Origin of the sequence: Natrarchaeobius oligotrophus (assembly GCF_003841465.1) — an archaeon.
GTDB lineage: Archaea > Halobacteriota > Halobacteria > Halobacteriales > Natrialbaceae > Natrarchaeobius > Natrarchaeobius oligotrophus.
Map to the genome: position 1 here is coordinate 360,885 of NZ_REFZ01000003.1, position 22,202 is coordinate 383,086.

The window sequence follows — 22,202 nt, forward strand, 5'->3', positions numbered from 1 at the left end:
GCGGATAGCGATCGGATCATGTGAGCGATTCACGGAGATTTGATCGGTCACGGCGAGCGGACCGTTTCCTATTATATACCGTTGCCGGTCGCTTCGCGTCTCGCGCTACGCACGCGCCGTTTCCGGGGCACGTTCGCGATAGATACGGGGGCTGTACAGCAGCGCGATGCAGACGAGTCCGCCGAGCGCGCCGACGGCGAGCGTCCCGAAACTCGTCCGCAACCCCGCCGTGTCCGCGATGTAACCGATGATGACCGGATAGACCGAACTGCCGACCATCGCGAGCGTCCAGATGTAGCCGAACGCGCGGCCTTCGAACTCGGCGGGAGCGATGTCGCTGATCAGCGCGTCGCGAGCCGGGTTCATGCCGAACTGCGTCGCGCCGATGAGGACGAACACGACCAGCAAAGAAAGCGCCGAGAGCTCGAGCGCCGCCAGGACGACGAGCGCGACCGCCGAGGTGCCCAGGAGCGTGACGAGGACCGTCCGGTAGTCGAACCGATCCGCCACGGCCCCGAGGACGAGCTGGGAGATCGCCCCGCTGATCATCAAGATGCCGAAGTAGAAGTTGGCGACGGAGGCGGGCTCGAACGTGTAGCCGACGATCGAGAACGAAAAGCCGTACACGCCCGAGACGAACGCCGGCGCGTACGTGATGAGGCCGTTGCCGGCGAACAGGATGAAAAAGAAGCTGAAGACCACGACGATCATCGGAAACAGGAACTCGCGTCGATCCGTCTCGCCCTCCTGCGTCGCCGCCGACGAGTCGTTTCCGTCGGCGGTTTCGGGCGGTCGGGTTTCGTAGCGACCCGATCGGAAAGCGACGTACAGCCCGAACGCGTACGCGAAACCGAACAGGCAGATCCCGACGAGGATCCACTCCCACGGGAGAACGACGATGAAGACGCCGATCAGAAACGGAGCGACCGAGTCACCGACCTTGGAGGCGCTCCCCCACATTCCCAGCACCTTGCCCTTGTTGTCGGCCGAGACGTTGGCGGAGATCAGCGGATAGCCGACCGGGTGGATCGCGCTGTATCCCACGCCGACGACGAACATGCCGAGCGCCATGATCAGGTACGGCCCCGTAAACACCTGACCGAGCGCGTGGAGTTCGGGAATCGCCGGCCCGACGAGCGGCGCGATCACGAAGATGAGGTAGCCGAGCGACATCGCGACGAACGCCGGCACGAGGAGGTAGAGCCGATCGTACCGGTCCGCCAGGATTCCCATCGGGGCCTGAAAGAGGCCGCCCGCGAACATGGAGACGCTCACGAGCAGGCCGAGTTGCCACAGCGTCGTCTCGAAGTCGACGACGAGAATCGGAATGAGCGGCGGAAACAGCCGGAAGAAGACGTGCTGGCCCGCGTGTGCGGACGAGATCAACGCGCCGAAGAGGAACTCGTCCCGAGACATCGCAACGGTCGATCTCATGCCCGCTTCCTTCCGTCCGGACGCCCTTTCGTGTTTAGGAACCGGTGATCGTCGCTGATTGATCGCGGATCGGCTCCGTCGGGTGGCGAGCGAACGCGGTCGCTCGCCGACGCGAAACGCGACGGCTACGACTCGAGGGGATCGATCAGCGACGGCTCGTCGGTCGTCGGATCGTTGACCGCCCGCGAGACGGGGTAGGCCCGCATCTCGTCGCCGGGATGGGGCGAGAGCAGTGCCCGCGGGTCGTCGGCCGTCAACCAGCGTCGTTCGTCCTCGGGGCCGAGGATCACGGGCATTCGAGAGTGCAGGTCCGCGACGAGGTCGTTCGGCTCGGTGGTGACCACGGTGAACGTCTCGAGGAGCGCGTCGTCGCGGTCGACGTCGACCGCTCCGCCGGCGAAGTCGTCGAGTCCCGCCTGGGTGGTCTCGAGCCGTCGGCGCTGCCACAATCCGGCCATCGCGAACGGTCGATCGTCCCCGAATCCGATCCTGTAGGGCCGATTGTCCACGTCGTCGACCCACTCGTAGAAGCCGTCGGCGGGAACGAGACACCGGCCCGCCGACGCCGCTTTACTCAGCTCGTCTCGTTCACCGAGACGGTCGGACGGTCGCCGGTAGGCCGACCGAAAGCTCGGCTTCTCGTCGATCGTCTCCGCTCTGGCGTTGACGAGCCCGTCGCTCGTTCGAGCCTCGTCGACCCACGGCGGGACCAGCCCCCACTCGAGGCGGCGGAGACGGTCGGGCGCTTCGTCGGTGATCACCGGCAGACGCTGACCGGGGGCGGCGTTGTACCGCGGCGAGAACGAGTCCGCGACGGTCGCGTCGAAGCGTTCTTCGAGGTCGTCGCGCTCGAGGACGATGGTGTAGCGGCCACACATACGGGGGCCTACGTCGCGGAGAATCAAACGGTTGCCCGTTCGGCCGAGTCGGCGCTTGCGGGCATCGCCCGAATAACGACCAAGAGGACGACCGCGAGCCCGACCGGAATCCACATCGCGACGCCGATGCTCGTCAGCTCGGCGACGACGCCCACGACGAACGGAACGAACGCGGTTCCGGCGTAGGCCGCGCCGGTCGTGAGCGCGCTCATCGGACCGCTGTACTCCGGAACGATCTCGACGCCGTAGGCCGAAAGCAACGGGAACAGCGACGAGATGAGCAGCCCCGCACAGAAGATTGCCGCGAGCATCCCGACGCTCGTCCAGCCGATCGCGAGCGCGAACGCCGGAATCGAAAGCGCCGTCGTCACCAGCGATAGCCGAAGGTACGAGACCGAATCGACGAGCTTCGCGTAAGCGTACCGTCCCGGAATGTACGCGAGCAGAAAGGCCGACAGCGCGAGGTTCGCGGTCGTCCGGTCGAGGAAGGTCCCGGCGTAGTACGGAAGCCAGGTGAAGATCGTCCCCTCGATTCCGCCGGCCAGCGCGAGCGCGAGCAGCGTCGTGCGGACGCCCGAGCTCGAGAGCAGCGGCGCGAGAGCCTCCCGCTCGAGCGGCCGTTCGTCCCACGACGGAGGCTCGAGCGAGAGCACCGCGACGATCACCGGGACGATGCTCAGCGCGAGGAAGACGTACATCGCACGCCAGTCGGCGACGAGCAACACGGCGCTCGCGACCACGGGACCGACGACCGCACCGACGGCCCACGCGAGCGCGTACAGGACGAAGATCCGCCCGCGTCGGTCGGGATAGAGGTGGCTCAACAGCGGCCGATCCATCGCCCTGAAGACGCCCGCCGCGGCACCCTGTACGAGCAACGCGAACAGAAACAGCGCGTACACCGGTGCGACGGCGATCGCGAACAGCGAGAGCGCCATCGTCGCCGCGCCGGCGACGAGGACGTGACGCACGTCGAGGCGGCCCGCGAGCATCCCGACCGCCAGGATCGCCACGACGAAGCCGACCGTCCCCGCCGGCGCCACGAGTCCCAGCAGCGACTCCGAAACGCCGAACGTCCCCTCGAAGCTCGAGAGCAACGCGCCGCGAGACTGCATCGCCATCGCGTCGCCGGCCACGAAACAACACGCGGCACCGAGCCAGAGTCGTCGTCTCGTCACGGTCGTCCCTTCGAGCGCGGCTATCTATATCTCGCGACTTTCGGACGGCTCCGGGACGGCTCGACGGGAGACGCCGCCGACGCGAAATCGAGCGTGTAGAACTGACGACGAATAAAAGTATCTCATCCCGAGCTACCCATCAGTCGACGTTCGTGCAACTGTATTCGGAATCGTCGAAAAAAGACATGCTCGTTGCCGTAGTATGGTGAAACACCATGCCACTATTCATGGACGTACACCGAAACGTCGACGGAATGGACGCCCGGGCCGCGATGGACGCCCACGAGATGGACGTCGAGATCCAGGACGAGTACGGCGTCGAGTACAAGCGCTACTGGTGGGACGAGGACGCCGGAGCGGTCTTCTGTCTCTTCGAAGCGCCGTCGAAGGAGGCGGGCGAAAGAGTACACAGCGAGTCTCACGGCCTCACCGCCGACGAGATCTACGAGGTCGAAGAAGGCGAGTGATCGAGCGCGGGAACGCGGGTGGAGCGGTTCCGGCGGTTCCGCGTCGACGGGTTTCGGTTTCTCGCGACCCTACGCGGCGCTCGCGGGTGTGAAATCACGGAAGCGCCAGGACTGGGATTCGAACCCACCTCCAGACGGTCCCGCTCGTTCGCTTCGCTCACTGTGCGGGCTGCGACTGGCGTACGTTCAAATCCCGCTTCGTGACGTTTCGCGATTTCGAATAACTCGCGTCGCTACGCGCCGCTCGTCGGTAGTAAAATCGCGAAAACGCCAGGACTGGGATTTGAACCCAGAATCCCAAAGGGAACACGCTTTCCAGGCGTGCGCCTTACCGTTCGGCCATCCTGGCTCGAGTGAGCCTAGCCGCGTCGGTCGTTTAACTCTTACTTTTACCGTCGTCGCCGCGTGCGTCGGTCTCGTCCGTCGCTCGTCGTGCCGACCACGCGGCGATCCGGTGTTCGAGAACGTACGCGCTCGCCGCCGTTGCGAGCCCGACCGCCAGCGCGACGGCCGCTCCCTGTGCGATCGAGAGCAGCGGCTCGACGACCAGCGCGTAGCCCTGGACGAGGACCAGAAAGGCCATGAAGCCGACGGCACCCCACAGCAGGGCAGATTTGGCCCGCGGGGACGCGTTCGTCGGCGCACTCACGGAGACCACCTCGCCCTACCGTCGTTCGCGCTCGGCGCTGCGAGCGCACCGTCTGTTTCGTCGACCGGTTCCATACGGATTCGCTCTCACCGGCCGGGGATAAATTCGGTGGAGAGCAGGTGCCGGAGTCCCGAACCACACCACGTCAACAGACCGACGCCGGGTGTGGACCGGTGGATCAAACGAGGACGTCCACCTCGTAGCCGGCCTCGCGCAGATCGGCGAGAAAGGCCTCGACGTGGTCCGGGCCGCGCATCTCGAGTTCGATCTCGACTTCAGTGTCGCTCATCTCGACGTCCCGCGACGTCCGGTCGTGGTAGATGGCGTAGATGTTCGCCCGATGGGCCGTAAAGATCTCGAGCAGGCGCTCGAGGGAGCCGGGCCGGTCCGTGAGGACGGTTCGGATCTTGAGGTAGCGGCCGGTTTCGACGAGGCCGCGGACGATGACGTTGGTGAGCGTGTTCAGGTCGACGTTTCCGCCCGAGAGGACGGGGACGATCGTTTCGTCGGGTTCGTACTCGAAGGCCTCGAACAGGAGTGCCGCGAGGGGGACCGCGCCCGCCCCCTCGACGACCGTCTTCGAGCGCTCGAGCAGGTACACCGTTGCGACGGCGATCTCCGGATCGGAGACGGTGACGACCTCGTCGACGTACTCCCGAATGTGCGCGAACGTTCGCTCGCCGACGCTGCGGGTCGCGATCCCGTCGGCGATCGTGTCGACGCCCTCGAGCGAGACGCGCTCTCCCGTCTCGAGCGAGCGTGCGGCGCTCGCAGCGCCTTCTGCCTGGACGCCGATGATGCGGGTGTCCGGGTTCTCTCCTTTGATCGCCGCCGCGATGCCGCTGATGAGTCCGCCGCCGCCGATCGGGACGACGACGGTCTCGACGTCGGGGCAGTCCTCCGCGATCTCGAGGCCGATCGTGCCCTGACCGGCCATCACCTGTTCGTCGTCGAACGCGTGAACGTAGGTGCGGCCCTCCTCTCGTTCGATCTCGTGGGCGCGTTCGGCGGCCTCGTCGTAGTCGGCCCCGTCGAGGACCACCTCCGCGCCGTAGTTGCGCGTCGCCTTCACCTTCGAGATGGGCGCGTACTCGGGCATGACGATCTTCGAATCGACGCCCGCACGGGAGGCCGCGAGCGCGACGCCCTGGGCGTGATTACCGGCGCTCGCGGTCACGACGCCGGCAGCCTTCTGCTCGGCCGAGAGCGTCGCGATCCGGTTCGTCGCGCCGCGGATCTTGAACGCGCCCGTGCGCTGGAACGTCTCCAGTTTCAGGTGAACGTCGGCTCCGGTCATCGCGGAGTAGGTGTGAGAGAACTCGAGCGGCGTGCGTCTGGACGTCTCTCGAACTCGCGGTCGCGCCTCGAGAACGTCCGAGCGGTCGAGCATATCCACGGATACGTCAGGGACACCGAAATACTGTCGGACCGCGACGGCGTCGGTCGGCGGCGACCGAGTCGTCACTCGAGCGTCGTCGTCGAAACGGGATGTGCTGCTAAAAAGCAGCACGACAGGGAATACAGGGATGCACGGCGTGTGACGTGCGAGTGAAGAGGGGAACGCAGGACACATAAATCCCTGCCCTCCAGAGTGAAAGTGAAATCGAAAGACTGCGACGGGGTGATCGGAGTGTCAGACGGGGGTACGACGGTCGTCATTCGTGGGGGCGTACCACGGCACCGGTTCGCTCGAGGACGGTTCGGACGCGGTCGCGAAACGCTCCCTCACCGGGCCAGTCGACGCGGTCGCCGACGCCGAGTCGCTCCGGGCGACCGACGTACACCTGAACCGGCCGGCCGTCGTTCGCGCGCGGAACGGAAACGCGGACGTAGAGGCCGCTCTCGACACCCTCGTACCGATCCAGTCGCTCGAGGGCGGCGCACTCGACGCACAGCAACCGCCCCTCCGCGCTCCCGCCCGGCGCGAGCGTCGGATACCGCCCCTCGATTCGGTGCAGTCCCTCGAGCGTCGCCTCCCCGTCGAAAGCGAATCGGCCGATCTCGAGGACGCGTTCGACGCGCGCTCGGTCCGTCAGCGTGCCGTAGACGAAGACCTGCACGTCGGGGAATCCGTCGGCGGCACCCTTTTGGGTGTCGACGGCTCGCGGGCGACGGGAGGGGGGCAGTTCGAGCGGCGAACGTCGATTGGGTCGTGAGCCGAACTCGACGGCGAACGGCGGCCGCGTCCTGAAGCGAACCCGACGGAAAAATCGACGGCGATCGACCGTCGTTACCGCTTCTCGAGCGGGACGAGCTCCTGGTCGGAGGGACCGGTGTAGCGTGCGCGCGGGCGGATGAGGCGGTTGTCCTCCTGGTACTCGAGGACGTGTGCGATCCAGCCGCCGGCGCGGCTCATCGCGAAGATGGGCGTGTACATGTCGATCGGGATGCCGAGCTGGTAGTAGACGGATCCCGAGTAGAAGTCGACGTTCGGGGCGATCCCCTTCTCGACGAGACCTTTCTCCTCGGTGAGGTATCGTTCGATCGTCGTCGTGTAGTCGTACCACTTGCCCTCGCCCTCCTCGGCGAGTTCCTCGCTGCGTTCCTGGAGGATCTTCGCCCGGGGATCCTTGACGTTGTAGACGCGGTGGCCGAAGCCGGGAATTCGCCGTCCCTCCTCGGTCGCCTGCTCGATCCACTCGCGGTGGTCGAGGTCGCTCTCGTCGATCTCGATCAGGACCTCCATGACGTCCTGGTTCGCGCCGCCGTGAAGCGGTCCCGAGAGCGCGCTGACGCCGCCGGTGACGGCGCTGTAGATGTCGGCCATCGTCGAGCCGATCACCATCGCGGTGAACGTCGAGGCGTTCAGGCCGTGGTCTGCGTGGAGGATCAGCGCCTGGTCGAACGTCTCGGCGGCGACGTCGTCCGGCTCCTCGCCCGTGAGCATGTAGAGAAAGTTGGCCGCCAGCCCCAGTTCGGGGTGGGGTTCCACGGGCTCTTCGCCCAGCCGGTACCGCTCGAACGCCGCGAGCGCGGTCGGGATCTTGGCGGTGATGCGCCGTCCCTTGCGCAGCGTCGCCTCGAGATCCCCGGGATCTGCGTCGTCTTCCGGCTCGGACGCGGAGAACATCGACACCGCCGTGCGGAGAGCGGCCATCGGGCGCTCGTCGGCGTCGGCGAGTCGCTCCATCGTCGCGAGTACGTTCTCGCTGACCTCGCGTTCGTCCTCGAGCGCGTCGGTGAACGCGGCGAGTTCGTCCTCGGTCGGGAGCTCGCCGTGCCACAGGAGATACAGGACCTCCTCGTAGCTCGCGCCGCGGGCGAGGTCCTCGATCGAGTAGCCGCGATAAATCAGTCGGCCGGCGTCGCCGTCGATGAAGCTGAGTTCGGACTCTGCGACTAAAACACCCTCTAGCCCTTTCTCGAGATCGTCAGCCATACCCGCAGTTTCGCATCCCGATGGAAAAGTATTGTCGTTTGGTCGTCCTCACGCCCGAACGCGTCCGATGTACCGGGTTCCTCGCCACCAGGGAAGGGACAGAACGGAGGGGGTCGCACCGAAAGTGGACGAACGTTCGCTCGAGTCGCCTCTGACGACGATTCGGTTGCTAGTTGTCCAAAATTGCGGCCATGAGTTTGGTCTGGGCGGCGGCCAGGTGTTCGGAAAACGTCGACCGCGCGACGCCGAGTTCGTCGGCCACCTCGGTCGCGTTCGCACCCTTCGGATACTCGAAGTAGCCCAGTTCGTGGGCCGTCTCGACGATCTCGCGCTGGCGAGGCGTCAACGCGTCGCGGTCGACGACGACCGGATCGGCCGAGTCGCCGTCGCGGTCCTGCGCGAGGTCCTCGACGATGACGCCGTCGAAGTGCTCGCGGAGCCCGTCGACGACGACGGCGATCTCCTCGAGGTCGAGGGTGTGAAACGAGAGCAACAGCGAGCCGTCGCGAGCGCGGACCGACGAGATCGGCGTGCCGGTTCCCTCGACGATCTCGCAGACGCAGCCGTCTCCCTCGCGCTCGAACCGGTACACCGCCGAGACGTCGTTCGACTGGACCGCCGTCAGGTCGGCGTCGACGGCGTCGCTCTCGATCGACGCGTCGGCGGGCGCGTCGAACTCCTCGACGGTCGACCCGTCCGACGCTCGCGTCCAGGTCACCGACTCGATCGGCTCGTCGGCGATCGCGGAGACGTCGGCGACCGGACAGTCGCCGGGATCGTGGACGACGACGGTTGCACGGAAGCCAGTCATAGCCGTTCGTACGGATCGAGCGGGCATAACCGGGACCGGGAATTCCCGCCGGGTGAAAACACCGCGCGGCGAACGCGATCGAAATCGCGGAGGTCGCCGCGTCACGAACGGAGCCATCCGAGCGTTGGACCGTAAATGACGAAATCGCGCGAGGTGGCCGCGCGCCCGCGGCGGCCGAGGGACCGGACAGACCGAACTCAACACCACTCCTCGTACTGGTGGACGCGGGCGGGGTTGAGCGGCTGCGGTTCGCGATCGGTGCCGTCGTAGGCTCGGCGGTGGTCCTCGTAGGTGATGCCGACCTCGGCGTCGGGATCGAAGCCGCGCGGAAGGACGGACTCGGCGCGACGACGGTTCCACTCGGCGAGGCGTTCGAGCGGTTCCGGGCGTTCGATCTCGGTCGCCTCGAGTGCGTCTTCGGCCCGGTTCCACGCCGATCTTCCGTTGTTCGTTCGCACCACGACGGTCGTGTATCCCTCGTCGGTTCCGACGCTGCCGACGCTTACGTCCGCACCGCCGCCGACGAAGTCGGCGCACTCGTCGCAGCCGCGCAATCCGGCGGCGTCGAACGACTCGACGTCCGTCTCGAGGAGGAGTTCGCCCGCGTCGTCGACGGCCGTGAGCACGCCGCCGCCGACGTCGAGCGATTCGATCCGCTCCGGATCGACGCCGAGCGATTCGATCCGGGAACGCAGTCGGTCGTACTCGAAGCTCCGCGTGCACATCAGCGCGACCGTGAGGGCGATCGGATCGGCCGGCTCGTGACCGTAGCGACCGAGCGCCGTGGCCCCCTGGATCGTACAGGGCGTCCCGACGAGCGCGAGGTCCGGCTCCGCTCCGAGGTCCGCGTCGGCCAGCAGGTCCTCGATTTGCCCGAGCCCCATCGTCTGCGTGTAGATGCTTCCGCCCGCCTCAAGCAGGTCCTCGCGGGAGGTCGCGAGGAACGCGTCGGCGCGAAGCGGTTGCTCGTCGCTCTCTCTCGCGACGACCGCGCCGTCGATCTCGCCGGCCTCGAGCAACGCGGCGAGCAACCCGGTCACGACGCCGCCGTCCTGGCCGGCTTCGGCGGGTCCGCCGGTCGCACGTGCGGCGTACGTTTCCGGCTCCTCGAGACCGCGTTCCTCGCCGGCGAGTTGGATCAGCCGCTCGTACCTGAGACCGCTGCGTGGACAGAAGTCCCAGCAGCGCGAGCAGCCGGTGCACATCCGGACGAGCGTCGGACGCTTTTCCTCGGCGTCGATTCCGATCGAGTCCGACGGGCACGCCGCGACGCACGAGGCGCACTGGACGCACCGGTCGGCCTCGATAACGGCCTCGTCCAGGTCTCGAAACCAGATCTTCCCCGGCGCTTCCTCGACGTCGTCGTTCGACTCTCGCGGATCGCCGCCGACGCCCTTGGTCGGAACGGCCGGGGTCGCCGACCGATCGTCGGCCGGCATCTAGCTCGCCTCCGTGCCGATCGCCGCCGGCTTCGTTCCCGCCGCCTCGGAGACCAGATTCCGGAGTTCGACGTCGGACCTCCGGCGGGTCCACTCGGCGAACGTCTCGCCCTCGTCGCGATCGGTCTCGTAGGCGAGCGTGACCGCCCGAACGACGGCCGGAACGTCGTCGATCGGCACCTTCCCGACGAGCCAGTCGATGAACTCGTCGTTCCCGAGGTCGCCGCCCAGTCCGACGTCGGCCGCCCGCCCGGACTCGTAGTCGTCGCGGTAGACCTCGCCGCGTAGGCCGACGTCGGCGATCTGTGGCTGGGCACAGGAGGCGGAACAGCCCGACAGGTGAACGCGAACGGCCTCGCGTTCGTCGGCGATTCCGACCGCCTCGGACCACTCGTCGAGGTCGCGGGCCCACCTGATCGCGCGGTTTTTCGTCTCGACGATGCCGTAATTGCAGAACTCCCGGCCGGTACAGGTGACGATTCCCCGCGAGAACGGACCGGGGTCGGGACCGTACCGGTCGACGACCGACGCCTCGAGGAACGACTCGAGGCGCTCGTCCGCGAGGTGGGGAACCAGCAAGTTCTGGTTCGGGGTCAGTCGCAGTTCGCCGCCGCCGAGTTCGTCGGCGAGACGCGCGAGCTCGCGGAACTCGTCGCCGCCCATCCGGCCGGTCGGGACGTTCAGTCCGACGGACGAGCGACCGTCGGTCTGCTCGTGGACGCCGACGTGATCGTCGCGGTAGTCGGTCGTCAGCACCTCGTCCGGCGTCTCGAACTCGAAGTCGGCGTAGGAGGCGAGTTCCTCGCGGAACCGCTCGACGCCGAGTTCCTCGACGAGAAAGCGCAGCCGGTTGACCGCGGTGTCGAGGTAGCTGCCGTAATCAACGTAGAGGTCCGCCACCGCCTCGACGAGCTCCTCGACGCGGTCCGGTTCGACGAACAGCTCGAGGTCGGAGGCAACGCGCGGACCATCCGAGAGGCCGCCGCCGGCGCGGACGGCGAACCCGTCGCGGCCGTCCCTGATCGCCGGCGTGAACGCGAGGTCCTGAATCTGCGCGCGGGCGCAGTTCTCGTGACAGCCCGTCACGCTGATCTTGAACTTCCGCGGCAGGTTGGCGTAGTGAGGGTCGCCGAGGAAGCGCTCGCTGACGCGCTCGACGACCGGACGGACGTCGACGGTCTCGTTCGGATCGATCCCCGCGGCGGGGCAGCCGACGACGTTGCGCACCGAGTTGCCACACGCCTGCATCGTCTCGAGGCCGACCGCCTCGTACCGGGACCAGATTTCGTCGACGTCTCGGATCCGGATCCAGTGCATCTGGACGTCCTGTCTCGTGGTGAGATCGAGGTAGCCGTCGCCGAAGACGGGGTTCTGGTCGGGCCCGCCGTACTCTTCGGGCGCGCGGGCGAACTCGTCGGCGACCTCGCCGATCACGCTCGCCTGCTCGGCCGTCAGAATGCCGCCGGGTGCGCGCGTCCGGAGCATGAAGTAGCCCTCCTGTTTCTGGTGGTAGAGGCCGATCAGCTTCAGGTGGTTCGTGACGTCCTCGCCCAACTCCTCGATCATCGCCTCGAAGCCGCCCGCGTCGGCGTAGGAGCGAACCCGCGCTTCGAGTTCGACCGGGTTCCACTCGGCGGCTTCCGAACGGACCCAGTCGGTGAGGCTGCCCTCGTAGAAGGCGACGTCTTCGTATCCGAGGTCCCCCAGCACGACGTAGGTGTGGCTCAGTCGCCGGGCGGTGTTGCAGTAGAGGACGATCCGTTCCTCGGGCCGAATACCTTTCGCGGCGAGCAGCTCCTCGAGTTCGTCCTCGGGCCGCAGCCGGCCGGACTCGTCGAGGAGGTCTTCCCACCCCACCTGGACCGCACCCGGGATGTGCGACTGGTCGTACTCGGCGGGAGTGCGCGTGTCGACGACGATCGCGTCGCCCTCGACGGCAGCCTCGACCGCCTGGCGATCGACCAGCGGAGCGTCGTCGGTCAGTTCGGCCTCGTAGCTCGTCGGTGTCGGATCGGGTGTCTCGTCGGTGAGGTCGCCTCCGTCCTCGAGCCAGGCGGCGAGACCGCCGTCGAGCAGGGAGAGTCGCCCGTCGTGGCCGTAGACGGCGGCGGTGAGCAGGAACCGTGCGGCGTTGACGCCCTGTTCGTCGCAGACCGCGACGATCGAATCGTCGGGATCGATGCCGGCCTCGCTCAGCAAGGCGGCGAAGTCGTCGGCGCTGGGGAGTTTCCCTGCGGCGACCCTGCTCGGATCGCGGAACTCCGCGGCCGGGACGTTCACGGCGCCGGGAACGTGACCGAGGTCTTCGTAGTCGCGTCTCGAGCGGACGTCGACGACCGTGACCGACTCGCAGTGGGCCTCGAGCCACGAGGGTGAGACGACCGTCGGGTCGCTCACGGACGATCACCCGTTCGGTCGTTTTCCGATCGATGGACGGCGACCGTGGCCGGAGCGCGTCCGGTTTCGTGGGACGTCAACGCCCGTCCGCTTCGTCCGTAGCGAGGAGTTCGCGTCGTCATACTGTATCCGGCGGTTGACGCGGCGGCCTCTTTCAGCTACGCATACGGGTGAATTCGGCCGTCGCTCCGGAACGCCGGCAGCAGGCCAACGGCGTTCGTGACAGTCCTATTACCCGTCATACGAACGACTACTATAGGCGGCTCGAAACGAAACCGACGCGGTGAGTCTCGAGGCGGCGGGGAACGATCGACCGGTTTCGTCGTCGACCGGGGCAATATGAGCCGGTGTCGAACGGCGTTCGGACGCAGCAGTCTTCGGAGTCGACGCCGCGGCGACGAGGGTCGCCGCTTGGCGGGACGCGACCCGACGAGTACCGGCAGAGCACCGTCGCTCGAGCGCGAAGAGAGACGTGACCGCTCGAGTGCGAGAAGACGAGTTCGTCGGAGGAGCGCGGTCGGAGACGATCCGGGCGCGTCAGTAGGACTGGCCGAGTTTCTCGCGGCTGATCCGGACGCCGGTCGGCGTGATGATCATCTGGTCGTCCCCCTTCCGGACGATGTCGCCGTCGACTTCCTGGGCGACCTGTCGGAGTTCGTCGACGATGTGTTCGACGGTGCTGTCGTTCGTGCGCAACCGCGTCACGTCGGCGATCACGATGTCGCCGTCGTAGACGGCTTCTTTGATGTCGATCGCGTCGGCCTGACCGCTGACCTCGGCGATGTGCACCTGCATGCTCGCGCCGGCCGACTCCGTCGAGACGTCGTCGAGATCCAGTTCGACGTAATCCTCGGCGGTTCGAGACTGGTTCCCGCCGATGATTCTGCTCATGAGTCCCATCGCCGTTACCCACTTGCGCTGCCAGTATAGTTCTTACGTCAGACGACGCTCCGGACGAGCGACTTCTTCACGCCGTTACCACATCCGCCGCGACGCCACCTCCGTTTGCGACCTCCCAGCGTCCTCACGAGTGCCGTGGTCGGCAATTACTGTCGGAATTCGAAGTTGTTTTTGTGGTAACACCGAAAATGGGCGTATCGATGGGGGGTGAACAGATTTGCGTACTCGTCGTCGCCGGTACCGGTGGACCGTCGTTTCCGGACGATGGTCGACGAAGGTTCGACGTTCACCGCGAGCCGACCGTCGAAGGGGGACTCGAGCGACTCGCGGACGAGAACGTGCGCGTCGACTGCGTCGTCAGTCACCACGATCCGCCGGAGTGCGACGCCCTCGCGTTCGTCGATCGGAGCCGGGAGATCGATCCGAACGTTCCGCTGATCGTCCTCGTCGATCGGAACGCCGAGTCGGTCGCCGAACGGGCGATCGAACGGGGGGCGACCGATTGCCACGTTCGAACCGAAGGCGGCGAGCGCTCCGGCTTGCTCGCAAACCGCATTCGAAACGCGGTCGAACACCGGCGAACGGAACGAAACCTCGAGCGACGCCGTCAACGGCTCGAGACGCTGATCGACACCGTTCCCGGGATCGTCTACCGATCTCGAAACGAGCCGGGGTGGCCGATAGAAATCATCGAGGGCGACTGCGAAGAGATCACGGGCTATCGTCCGGTAGAACTCGAATCGGGGAGGGTTTCGATGGGGCGGGACGTCGTCCACCCCGACGACCGCGATCGGACCTGGGCCGTCGTGCAGGACGCCCTCGAGAACCGCGACGACTACGAGCTCACCTACCGGATCGTCACCGCGGACGGCGAGACCAGGCGGATGCGGGAACGGGGGCGAGGGATCTACGACGACGGTGAACTCGCGGCGCTGGAGGGATTCATCACGGACGTGACCGAGCGGACGGAGCGAGAGCGCGAGCGACGGCGAAACCAGCGGCGTTTCGAGGCGATTTTCGAGGATCCGAAAACGCTCGTCGGCCTGCTCGATCTCGACGGGACGCTGATCGACGCCAACCGGACGGCGATGAGCTACGTCGACGCCGACCTCGAGGAACTGCGGGGGACGCCGTTCTGGGAGACGCCCTGGTGGACGACGGACGTCCGCGATCGAGTTCGGCGGTGGGTCGAGCGGGCCGCGTCGGGCGAGTACGTCGACTACGAGACGGACCTCGATCGATCTGGCGGGCGAGGGGGGCGGGTGAGCGGCACCGTTCGGCCCGTCACCGACGACGACGGCGAGCCGACGTCGCTGATCGCGTCCGCGCGAGACATCACCGAACAGCGGAATCGAAACCGAACGCTCGAGTCGACGCGCGACAAACTCGCGGTGCTCAACCAGGTCGTCCGACACGACCTGCGCAACCACATGCAAATCGTCCGCGGTCGCGGGCGGCTGCTCGCGCCGCACGTCGACGACGCCGGCGAGCAGCACCTCGAGGAGGTGCTGCTGTCGGTCGAGGAGGCGATCGACCTGACCGAAACCGCCCGAGAGTTAACCGAGACGATGTTCGGAGACGACGAACAGCTGCGGCCGGTGTCGGTCCAGCAGGTGGTCGCCTCGGTCGTCGAAACCGCCGAAACCAGGTACGAATGGGCCACCATCACGGTCGACGGGACGGATGCCGAAACGACTGTTCGTGCCGACGACATGTTCGAATCCGTCGTCCATAACCTCGTCCAGAACGCCCTCGTCCACAACGACTCCACACACCCGACCGTCGAGGTGTCGATCGATCGCCGAAACGGGAGCGTGTTCGTGAGCGTCGCGGACGACGGTCCCGGCATTTCGAACCGCCGGAAAGAGCAGGTGTTCGGCCACGGTGAGAAGGGACTCGAGAGCCCGGGAACGGGGATCGGGCTCTATCTCGTCCGGACGCTCGTCGAGGGCTACGGCGGCGAGGTCTGGATCGAGGACAACGAGCCGACCGGCACGGTCGTTCGGGTTCAGCTTCCGGTCGCGGAGACGGCCGCGAATGCCTCTCGAGGGGTCAGCGAAGCCGACTCGGGGAGGAACCGCTAGCCGGCGAACTCGTAGAGTTCGTCGCCGACGTGGTGGACGGAGTCGACGACCTTGCCCTCGTCGCCGACCATCTCGCTCCCGTCGACGCGGGCGCGACCGATCGCCAGGATCTTGCCGTGTGACTCCTCGGCGATGACGACCAGATCGTCGGGCTCGACGTCGTCGGTGGCCTCGGTGATTCCGGGACGCATCACGTCGGCACCGTCGCTGACGAACGAGATCGCGCCGGCGTCGACCGTCACCAGCCTCCGTTCGGGTTCGTAGGCGTTAGCGCCGCGAACCGTCAGGAACGGCTCGTCGTCGAAGTACGCGACCTGCGGTTCGCCGTCGACGAGGATCACCTCCCAGTCGGTCTCCTCGAACTCGACGCGCTCGTAGGCGTCGCCGTCGAGCGAGACGCCGAGCTGGTCGGAGAGCGTCTCCTCGAGGTCCGAAACGGCGTCGCTTCGGAGGTGGTGTCGGGACTTGACCTGCATACCGGTGCTTCCGCCCGTACGCATTTAAGCGGTTAGATTCGCCGCGGCGTCCGGTTCGTGACGTCGAATTCGACGCGGTTGGTGCGACGGTTCAGACGATCTGCTGTAAGTCAGTAGCGGTGCAACCGGGGACGTATCGCGGTCGCACCGATACCCCGGTACGGCGGCCCGTATCAGCGCGAGCGAAACGGGCGAGCGTTTTCACCGCCTCGAGTGGTCGCCGTCGTATGGTCAGGACGCTCGGCGGGGAAGGGACCGACAGGATGGAGGGGCTGAGCGACGGCCTGTTCGCGATCGTGCTCACGCTGTTGGTGTTGCAGTTCGACGTCCCCGACGTGTCCGCCGCGGAGCTGCCGGCGGCGATCGCGGATCAGGAGACGCTGTTGATCAGCTACCTCCTGAGCTTTCTCGTCGTCGGGCTCTACTGGATTATCCACCACAACCTCTTTCAGTACGTCGCACACCACGACCGAATCCTGCTGTGGCTGAACCTCCTGTTTCTGCTTTCGATCTCCTTTCTCCCGTATCCGACGGAGCTGATGGGCGTCTACGGGACGCAGTTCGCCTGGACGCTGTATGCGACCAACTTCGTGCTGGTGGGCGTCATGCTGAGTGCCGTCTGGGCGTACGCGGCCCGTGCGGGGTTTACGGACGATCGGATCGACGACCAGACGGCGCGGCTGATCACGATCCGGGGGTTGATCTCGCCCGCCGTGTTCGCGCTGTCGATCGGCGTCGCCGCCGTCTTACTCCCGGTCGCGTACTTCGTTCCGCTGTTGATCGTCCCCCTCCAGATGCTCTGGGTTCGGTACTACCAGCGGGTGACTGGGGAGACGGACGCGGCCGAACTCGGGTAGCGAGGGCGGAACAGTCGACGGCGAGGGAAACGGCGCTCGGCCAGCCGAGGAGAAACGGGGGACTCGAGCGCGCGGGTCGTCAACAGTCACGTTCAGCCCTCACAGCGACGTTCAGCCGTCCGTGGAAGTCGTCGCCGACCGGGAAAACCCCTATCCCCGCGGTGCTGGTAGTACGTCGAACTCGAGCGAATGGCCGACGAGTACGTCTTCATCAGCGACCTCCACATGGGCGGCGACGAACAGCTGACGGCACTCGAGTTCGAGGATGAGCTGCTGTCGTTTCTCGCGGATCTCGAGGAACGCGGCGGCGACGTCGAACTCGTCGTCAACGGCGACGCGTTCGGGCTGTGGGAGTACGCCGAGGTGACGGGACCCGAACGGCTCGAGCGGGTGATCGAGGACCATCCGCGCGTGTTCGAGCAACTCCGGGCGACCGGGGAGGAGATCGACGTCACCCTCATTCCGGGCAACCACGACTACGACCTCGCGTGTTACCCCTCACACGCGGACCGGCTGGCCGAGTACAACCTCTCGCTCGAGCCGGAGATCGCGATCACGCGAGAGGTCGGCGACGCTCGGATCTGGATCGAACACGGCCAGCAACACGATCCGAACAACCGCATGCGCGACTGGGGAAACCCCCACGCGCTCCCGGTCGGCTACTTCGTCGTCCAGCGGATCGTCGCCGCCGCCGGGCGGTACTCCGGGCGAGCGCGTGGCGACTGGCTGCGGGACATCCAGTCGGTCGCGCCGATGGAGGAGATCCCGCGCTGGCTCTTTTCGAACTACTTCTACCGCGAGATGAGCCCGTACCTGCGGGCGGTCGTCGTCCCGTTGCTGTTGTTCTTCAATATTACGCTGCTGTACCTGTTCGGGACCGTCCTCGAGGCGGTGGGAATCCTCCCTGCTCGCTTTTTCACCGACAATTCGATCGTTCGCGCGCTCGGCGTCGCCGACGTCGTCCTCGAGATCTTGATCGCGATCAACCTCGTCGCGATGTTCGTCCTGCTGTTGCTGGCGGTCCCGCTGTGGCTGTTCAGACGCGACCTCCGGCACACTCTCGGCCGGTTCGGCCTCGCCCTCTCGGGCGTCCGCGTCGGCCAGGGCGACGAGCCCTTCCTGCGCGCGGCGAGGGAGCTTCTCGAGTCGAAGCCGGACGTGGCGGTGTACGTCTACGGCCACACCCATCGAGCGTCGCTCACGCGGTGGGGAGACCGGCTCGTGATAAACACCGGAACCTGGCTGAAGAAGCTCGAGCACGTCGAAAGCCGATTCTCCCACCTGCCGGGCATCTACTACCCGTCGTTTCGTCTGAACTACTTCCGGATCTTCGCCGAGGGGGACCGGATCGTCGTCGAGTACGAGGAGATCGAGACGAACGAACCCCTGGATCTCACCCGGTTCCAGCGACTGATCGCACGTCGGCCCCGGTCTCCGGAATCGATCCCCGAGCGAACGGTGATCGACCCCGACGGTCCCCTCGAGGTCTCCGAGAGCGCGCCGTCGTCCGATCCATCGGACTGAAAGACTGTGCGGACGAGTGAAGGATTTGACAATTGCTAAGTAATAGCACAGCCTCTTTTATCTTATGTGGCCCTCCCGGAACCGCACTGAGACGGTCACGTGTCTCGCCTGCGGGGACGAGGTTGCCCGCGCTCGAGCGCGCGAGTACGACAAGTACGGCGATCGCTGGAGCCGAGACGACAAGACGTTCGAGCACGTCTGTAAATCCTGTCACGGCGAGTTGTGTCACTACCCGCGGGACGACCTCGAAGAGCTACTCGTCGAGCTCGAGGCCGGCGAAAGCGAGACGCGGACGTTTCTCTCGCGATACGTTACGACCGTCGAGGAGCGCTACGGGACCCTCGAGGAGGAATCCTGACGGCGACGGCGCTGCGACCGTCCGTCACCCCGGTTCGACCGCCAGTTCGGTCGTGCATCGGTCGCACACGCCCGCACAACGACTTCGTATCCGTCGCGTCTGAGGGATAGCGACGGTGCCCGATGAGTTCCCGGTCGCGGTCGCGCCGGCGTCCGTCCGTCCCGCGAGCGGCGCGTCCGTCGCCGCCGTGCGGTCTTCGGCGCCAGCGTCGGCGAACCCGGACGAGCCACGGTCCTCCCTCAACCACGAGCGTCGAGCGCTCGGTGCGGACGGACGCGGCCGGCCGACGCGTTGGGGTGGGTTATTTACTGTCGTCACACCAACCACCGGTCGTTCGGATGAAGAAGGTCCTGTGGTACCTCATCGCCGGCACGCGCGGCGGTGAGAACCGGGCGCGAATCATCCGCGCGCTGGACGACCGTCCGCGGAACGCGAACCAGCTGGCCGAGGAGCTCGACGTCGAGTACAACACGGTCAGATACCACCTCGAGATGCTGTGCGACCACGACGTCGTCGAGAAAGGAGAGCAGGAGTACGGAAAACTCTACTTTCTGACCGACCGGTTCGAGTACCACAGAGCGGAGTTCGAAACCATCACGGAGAATCTAGAGTGAGTGTGAAACAATGACAACCGAAGTTACGGTCGCAACGGCGTTTTCGGGCGGCAACATCGTGTTACTCGGCTTGCTGTCGTACGTCTGGTTACAGAACTATCGCCGATTTCGGACCCCGCTCGTCCTCGGATTGCTCGTGTTCGGTCTCGTCTTCATGCTCGAGAACCTCGTCGCTGTCTACTTCTTTTTCGCCGAGGAGATGCTCTACGGGTACGAGCCGATCGTTCATCGAGTTATGGTCGCCCTGCGCGGACTGCAGTTTCTGGCGCTCCTCTCGCTCGCCTACGTGACGATGAAGTGATAAATATATCGGACGTCGGTATACGTGTGAGAGGCGACGTCGACCCGAGGTGAGAGGCGACGTCGCACGATCGCGCGGGCGGCTCCGGACCGCAGAGTCGAGAGAGACTCTAGAGGGAGTTGCAAGACACGTTGGAAAATGTTCATTGTCCGATCGACTCTCCCTAGACCGAGTGCGGAGCGTCCGGACGCGTCGGTCCGGATCTGCCGCACGACCACTCGAACTATGACCGAAACGAAACGCGTTTCGCGCAAGGATCTGACCGCGGCGGAGATTCTCGACGTGATCGAAGACGGAGGACGGGTCGTGATCGAACTCTCGGTTCTCGGGCGGTCGACGGACGTCGTCATCCGGGAACGGGACGGGACCTACTACTGCGATACGGCGATGAAGCTGCTCGTTCACGAGAGCCGGGAGGAACTCCGCGAGTGTCTCGAGCGGTTTCAGCTCGCGAGGCGGGAGCCCGTCGACGAGATCGAACGCGGCGGGATCAGCACCTGATCGACGGCCCGTCCACCGGTCTCCCGCTGGCCGCTGATCCCGACACGACTTTCACACCCACGTCCGTATGGAACGCCATGAGCGACGACGCACAGGCCGAAGCCGGCACGGTGGAAGGCCAGGGCCCCGTCGAAATCTCCGAGGATCTCGCCCGCCACATGGAGAACAAGCGCGAGGAACTGTTCGAGAAGTTCGAAATTCGCGACGAGTTTCCCGACGGGGTGCTCGAGGAGGCCACCGAACTGACCGGCGACGTGCAAGGCGACATCGACGCCGAGATCGACGACCGCGAGGACCTCCGGGAGCTGACGACCTGGACGACCGACCCGATCGACGCCCAGGACTTCGACGACGCGATTTCGATCGAGGAACGCGACGACGAGTACGTTCTCTGGGTCCACATCGCGGACGTCACCCACTACGTCCACCCCGATTCGGAGATGTGGGACGAGGCGGTCGAACGCTGTAACACGGTCTACCTGCCGGGCTACACGATCCACATGCTGCCGCCGATTCTGGCGGAGTCGGTCTGCTCGCTGGTTCCCAACGAGGAGCGATTCGCTCACACCGTCGAGATGCACCTCGACAAGGAGACGCTCTCCTACGAGACGATCGACATCTACAAGTCCGTCATCGAATCCGACGAGCGCCTCACGTACGCGCAGGCAGAAAAGCGAATCGACGACCCCGACGCGCCGTTGCACGAGGAGAACAAGCTGGTCCACGAGGTCGCCAACCGAATGCACGAGATCCGAAAGGAGGACGGCTCGCTCGTGTTGAACCCGGCCCGCGACCGCGCTCACACCATCATCGAAGAGTGCATGCTCAAGGCCAACAAGGCCGTCACGCACGAGCTCATGTGGAACCGCGGCGTCGAGGCCATGTACCGCGTCCACCCACAGCCAAGCCCCGACGAGTGGTCGAAGGCCCTCCAGGAGATTCAGGACTTAGACGGCGTTTCGATCCCGGGTGACACCTGGGACGACCCGCGAAAAGCCGTCAACGCGACGCTCGAGGAGGCACCCGGCCGCCAGCTCGACAAGATTCAGTGGGCCGTGATGAAGGTCATGCCCCGGGCGCGGTACATGAACGATCCCTTCGGCGGCCACCACGCGCTGAACTTCGAGATCTACGGTCACTTCACGAGCCCGATCCGCCGACTTTCGGACCTGATCAACCACTGGATCGTCTACCAGAACGACGTTCCCGAGAACCTGATCGAACTCTGTGATCGCGCGAGCGACAAGCAAAAGGACGCCGAGCAGTGCGAGCGCGAGTACAAGCAGTTCCTCCAGGAGGTCGGCCTCGACCCCATGGCGGTCAACAATCGGGGGATCGAGGTGGTAGAGGAGAGTGAGGCCGATCGGACGCTGTGAGCGCGGTTCGGAGCGAGCGCGGTTCGGAGCGAACGAAGTGAGCGAGAACCGCGTACGGCGAGCGGGGAGGCACGACCCGCGAGCCACCAAGTGAGCGAGAACCGCGTACGGCGAGCGGGGAGGCACGACCCGCGAGCCACCAAGTGAGCGAGAACCGCGTACGGCGAGCGGGGAGGCACGACCCGCGAGCCACCAAGTGAGCGAGAACCTCGAGCGAAACGACGCCTCGAGCAGCGAGAAGACCCTGCAGTCGGACCTCGAGCAGCGGACCGCAGGCTCTGGAGACGACTGACGGTGGTGGAAAAAGCGCGATCAAAAGGCGCAGAGACGGATATTCGATCGACCACGGCTCGCTGTGCGCGCTCGTCTCGTCCGTGCGTGCGTCGTCAGGGACAGATCGATCGCCCGACCCCGTCCATTTCCGCCCGGGCCACTCCCTCCCCAGCCGACTCATAGTGATTAAGACGAATCTTTACCAGTGAGATGCGGCCAAATATTGGGCTCGCTGATCGCGCTCAGTCCTCGTGGAATGTAGTCGTTTAGCGTTGAGAGATCGGGAACGAGCCGATACTTGAACCA

Annotated in this window: 21 protein-coding genes and 1 tRNA gene; 9 read left to right on the top strand and 13 right to left on the bottom strand. The window is 65.9% G+C overall.

Annotation, left to right across the window (positions count from 1 at the left end; genetic code table 11):
• Nucleotides 1-105: 105 nt before the first annotated feature.
• The 3 genes from EA472_RS06600 to EA472_RS06610 all read right to left on the bottom strand — a co-directional run bounded on the left by EA472_RS06600 (nucleotide 106) and on the right by EA472_RS06610 (nucleotide 3,490).
• Nucleotides 106-1,434: an MFS transporter gene (locus EA472_RS06600; RefSeq protein ID WP_124190717.1), complete on the bottom strand. Its 1,329-nt coding sequence runs from the start codon at nucleotides 1,432-1,434 to the stop codon at nucleotides 106-108.
• A gap of 125 nt (nucleotides 1,435-1,559) precedes the next feature.
• Complete coding sequence (locus tag EA472_RS06605; RefSeq protein WP_124190718.1) at nucleotides 1,560-2,312, bottom strand: SOS response-associated peptidase; 753 nt, start codon at nucleotides 2,310-2,312, stop codon at nucleotides 1,560-1,562.
• 23 nt (nucleotides 2,313-2,335) lie between these two features.
• Nucleotides 2,336-3,490 (bottom strand): MFS transporter, encoded by a 1,155-nt coding sequence (locus tag EA472_RS06610; RefSeq protein ID WP_207891131.1) that lies wholly within the window; start codon nucleotides 3,488-3,490, stop codon nucleotides 2,336-2,338.
• Nucleotides 3,491-3,705: 215 nt separating this feature from the next.
• Between EA472_RS06610 and EA472_RS06615 the strand changes: the two genes are divergently transcribed.
• Nucleotides 3,706-3,957, top strand: coding sequence for a DUF4242 domain-containing protein (locus tag EA472_RS06615; protein ID WP_124190719.1), 252 nt, complete (start codon nucleotides 3,706-3,708; stop codon nucleotides 3,955-3,957).
• 268 nt (nucleotides 3,958-4,225) lie between these two features.
• Here EA472_RS06615 and EA472_RS06620 read toward each other — a convergent pair.
• From EA472_RS06620 to EA472_RS06660, 9 genes are all read right to left on the bottom strand, one after another.
• Nucleotides 4,226-4,306, bottom strand: a tRNA-Ser gene (locus EA472_RS06620).
• A gap of 27 nt (nucleotides 4,307-4,333) precedes the next feature.
• A complete protein-coding gene (locus EA472_RS06625) occupies nucleotides 4,334-4,540 on the bottom strand; it encodes a hypothetical protein (protein ID WP_124190750.1) in 207 nt (68 codons plus the stop codon).
• A 244-nt stretch (nucleotides 4,541-4,784) separates the two neighbouring features.
• Nucleotides 4,785-5,996 carry a threonine ammonia-lyase gene (gene ilvA / locus EA472_RS06630; RefSeq protein ID WP_124190720.1) on the bottom strand — a complete coding sequence of 404 codons (1,212 nt, stop codon included), beginning with the start codon at nucleotides 5,994-5,996 and terminating at the stop codon, nucleotides 4,785-4,787.
• Nucleotides 5,997-6,261: 265 nt separating this feature from the next.
• On the bottom strand, nucleotides 6,262-6,666 hold the full coding sequence (locus EA472_RS06635) for a gamma-glutamylcyclotransferase family protein (protein WP_124190721.1): 405 nt from the start codon (nucleotides 6,664-6,666) through the stop codon (nucleotides 6,262-6,264).
• Nucleotides 6,667-6,836: 170 nt separating this feature from the next.
• Nucleotides 6,837-7,985, bottom strand: a complete 1,149-nt coding sequence (gene citZ / locus EA472_RS06640; protein WP_124190722.1) for a citrate synthase — start codon at nucleotides 7,983-7,985, stop codon at nucleotides 6,837-6,839.
• 169 nt (nucleotides 7,986-8,154) lie between these two features.
• Nucleotides 8,155-8,796 carry a helix-turn-helix domain-containing protein gene (locus EA472_RS06645; protein ID WP_124190723.1) on the bottom strand — a complete coding sequence of 214 codons (642 nt, stop codon included), beginning with the start codon at nucleotides 8,794-8,796 and terminating at the stop codon, nucleotides 8,155-8,157.
• 197 nt (nucleotides 8,797-8,993) lie between these two features.
• Nucleotides 8,994-10,235 carry a Coenzyme F420 hydrogenase/dehydrogenase, beta subunit C-terminal domain gene (locus EA472_RS06650; RefSeq protein ID WP_124190724.1) on the bottom strand — a complete coding sequence of 414 codons (1,242 nt, stop codon included), beginning with the start codon at nucleotides 10,233-10,235 and terminating at the stop codon, nucleotides 8,994-8,996.
• Nucleotides 10,236-12,632 (bottom strand): rhodanese-like domain-containing protein, encoded by a 2,397-nt coding sequence (locus tag EA472_RS06655; RefSeq protein ID WP_124190725.1) that lies wholly within the window; start codon nucleotides 12,630-12,632, stop codon nucleotides 10,236-10,238. It lies immediately after the preceding gene.
• A 537-nt stretch (nucleotides 12,633-13,169) separates the two neighbouring features.
• Nucleotides 13,170-13,532: a cell division protein SepF gene (locus tag EA472_RS06660; RefSeq protein ID WP_124190726.1), complete on the bottom strand. Its 363-nt coding sequence runs from the start codon at nucleotides 13,530-13,532 to the stop codon at nucleotides 13,170-13,172.
• Between the two features lie 200 nt (nucleotides 13,533-13,732).
• Here EA472_RS06660 and EA472_RS06665 point away from each other — a divergent pair, with 200 nt between their 5' ends.
• On the top strand, nucleotides 13,733-15,616 hold the full coding sequence (locus tag EA472_RS06665; protein WP_165874839.1) for a PAS domain S-box protein: 1,884 nt from the start codon (nucleotides 13,733-13,735) through the stop codon (nucleotides 15,614-15,616).
• Here the strand turns inward: EA472_RS06665 and EA472_RS06670 are convergent.
• Nucleotides 15,613-16,092, bottom strand: a complete 480-nt coding sequence (locus EA472_RS06670; RefSeq protein ID WP_124190728.1) for an RNA-binding protein — start codon at nucleotides 16,090-16,092, stop codon at nucleotides 15,613-15,615. The genes EA472_RS06665 and EA472_RS06670 overlap by 4 nt on opposite strands.
• A 227-nt stretch (nucleotides 16,093-16,319) precedes the next feature.
• Between EA472_RS06670 and EA472_RS06675 the strand changes: the two genes are divergently transcribed.
• The 7 genes from EA472_RS06675 (at nucleotide 16,320) to EA472_RS06705 (ending at nucleotide 21,623) form a co-directional block, all read left to right on the top strand.
• Nucleotides 16,320-16,949: a TMEM175 family protein gene (locus EA472_RS06675; RefSeq protein ID WP_124190729.1), complete on the top strand. Its 630-nt coding sequence runs from the start codon at nucleotides 16,320-16,322 to the stop codon at nucleotides 16,947-16,949.
• A 189-nt stretch (nucleotides 16,950-17,138) separates the two neighbouring features.
• Nucleotides 17,139-18,473: a metallophosphoesterase gene (locus EA472_RS06680; RefSeq protein ID WP_124190730.1), complete on the top strand. Its 1,335-nt coding sequence runs from the start codon at nucleotides 17,139-17,141 to the stop codon at nucleotides 18,471-18,473.
• A 64-nt stretch (nucleotides 18,474-18,537) separates the two neighbouring features.
• Nucleotides 18,538-18,831, top strand: a complete 294-nt coding sequence (locus EA472_RS06685; RefSeq protein ID WP_124190731.1) for a DUF7562 family protein — start codon at nucleotides 18,538-18,540, stop codon at nucleotides 18,829-18,831.
• Between the two features lie 338 nt (nucleotides 18,832-19,169).
• Nucleotides 19,170-19,445, top strand: a complete 276-nt coding sequence (locus EA472_RS06690) for an ArsR/SmtB family transcription factor (protein ID WP_124190732.1) — start codon at nucleotides 19,170-19,172, stop codon at nucleotides 19,443-19,445.
• Nucleotides 19,446-19,455: 10 nt separating this feature from the next.
• Entirely contained in the window at nucleotides 19,456-19,746 is a 291-nt protein-coding gene (locus EA472_RS06695; protein ID WP_124190733.1) for a hypothetical protein, read from the top strand.
• Nucleotides 19,747-19,971: 225 nt separating this feature from the next.
• Nucleotides 19,972-20,247: a hypothetical protein gene (locus EA472_RS06700; RefSeq protein ID WP_124190734.1), complete on the top strand. Its 276-nt coding sequence runs from the start codon at nucleotides 19,972-19,974 to the stop codon at nucleotides 20,245-20,247.
• Nucleotides 20,248-20,324: 77 nt separating this feature from the next.
• The gene (locus tag EA472_RS06705) at nucleotides 20,325-21,623 is read left to right on the top strand and encodes an RNB domain-containing ribonuclease (protein WP_124190735.1); all 1,299 of its coding nucleotides are present in this window, start codon (nucleotides 20,325-20,327) and stop codon (nucleotides 21,621-21,623) included.
• The last annotated feature ends 579 nt before the right edge of the window (nucleotides 21,624-22,202 follow it).

Bases quoted from the DNA above. Each gene is read 5' to 3' on its own strand.
- EA472_RS06600 (WP_124190717.1), bottom strand. From the start codon at position 1,434: ATGAGATCGACCGTTGCGATGTCTCGGGACGAGTTCCTCTTCGGCGCG.
- EA472_RS06605 (WP_124190718.1), bottom strand. From the start codon at position 2,312: ATGTGTGGCCGCTACACCATCGTCCTCGAGCGCGACGACCTCGAAGAA.
- EA472_RS06615 (WP_124190719.1), top strand. From the start codon at position 3,706: ATGCCACTATTCATGGACGTACACCGAAACGTCGACGGAATGGACGCC.
- EA472_RS06625 (WP_124190750.1), bottom strand. From the start codon at position 4,540: ATGGCCTTTCTGGTCCTCGTCCAGGGCTACGCGCTGGTCGTCGAGCCG.
- ilvA (WP_124190720.1), bottom strand. From the start codon at position 5,996: ATGCTCGACCGCTCGGACGTTCTCGAGGCGCGACCGCGAGTTCGAGAG.
- citZ (WP_124190722.1), bottom strand. From the start codon at position 7,985: ATGGCTGACGATCTCGAGAAAGGGCTAGAGGGTGTTTTAGTCGCAGAG.
- EA472_RS06645 (WP_124190723.1), bottom strand. From the start codon at position 8,796: ATGACTGGCTTCCGTGCAACCGTCGTCGTCCACGATCCCGGCGACTGT.
- EA472_RS06650 (WP_124190724.1), bottom strand. From the start codon at position 10,235: ATGCCGGCCGACGATCGGTCGGCGACCCCGGCCGTTCCGACCAAGGGC.
- EA472_RS06660 (WP_124190726.1), bottom strand. From the start codon at position 13,532: ATGGGACTCATGAGCAGAATCATCGGCGGGAACCAGTCTCGAACCGCC.
- EA472_RS06665 (WP_165874839.1), top strand. From the start codon at position 13,733: ATGGGGGGTGAACAGATTTGCGTACTCGTCGTCGCCGGTACCGGTGGA.
- EA472_RS06670 (WP_124190728.1), bottom strand. From the start codon at position 16,092: ATGCAGGTCAAGTCCCGACACCACCTCCGAAGCGACGCCGTTTCGGAC.
- EA472_RS06675 (WP_124190729.1), top strand. From the start codon at position 16,320: ATGGTCAGGACGCTCGGCGGGGAAGGGACCGACAGGATGGAGGGGCTG.
- EA472_RS06680 (WP_124190730.1), top strand. From the start codon at position 17,139: ATGGCCGACGAGTACGTCTTCATCAGCGACCTCCACATGGGCGGCGAC.
- EA472_RS06685 (WP_124190731.1), top strand. From the start codon at position 18,538: ATGTGGCCCTCCCGGAACCGCACTGAGACGGTCACGTGTCTCGCCTGC.
- EA472_RS06690 (WP_124190732.1), top strand. From the start codon at position 19,170: ATGAAGAAGGTCCTGTGGTACCTCATCGCCGGCACGCGCGGCGGTGAG.
- EA472_RS06695 (WP_124190733.1), top strand. From the start codon at position 19,456: ATGACAACCGAAGTTACGGTCGCAACGGCGTTTTCGGGCGGCAACATC.
- EA472_RS06700 (WP_124190734.1), top strand. From the start codon at position 19,972: ATGACCGAAACGAAACGCGTTTCGCGCAAGGATCTGACCGCGGCGGAG.
- EA472_RS06705 (WP_124190735.1), top strand. From the start codon at position 20,325: ATGAGCGACGACGCACAGGCCGAAGCCGGCACGGTGGAAGGCCAGGGC.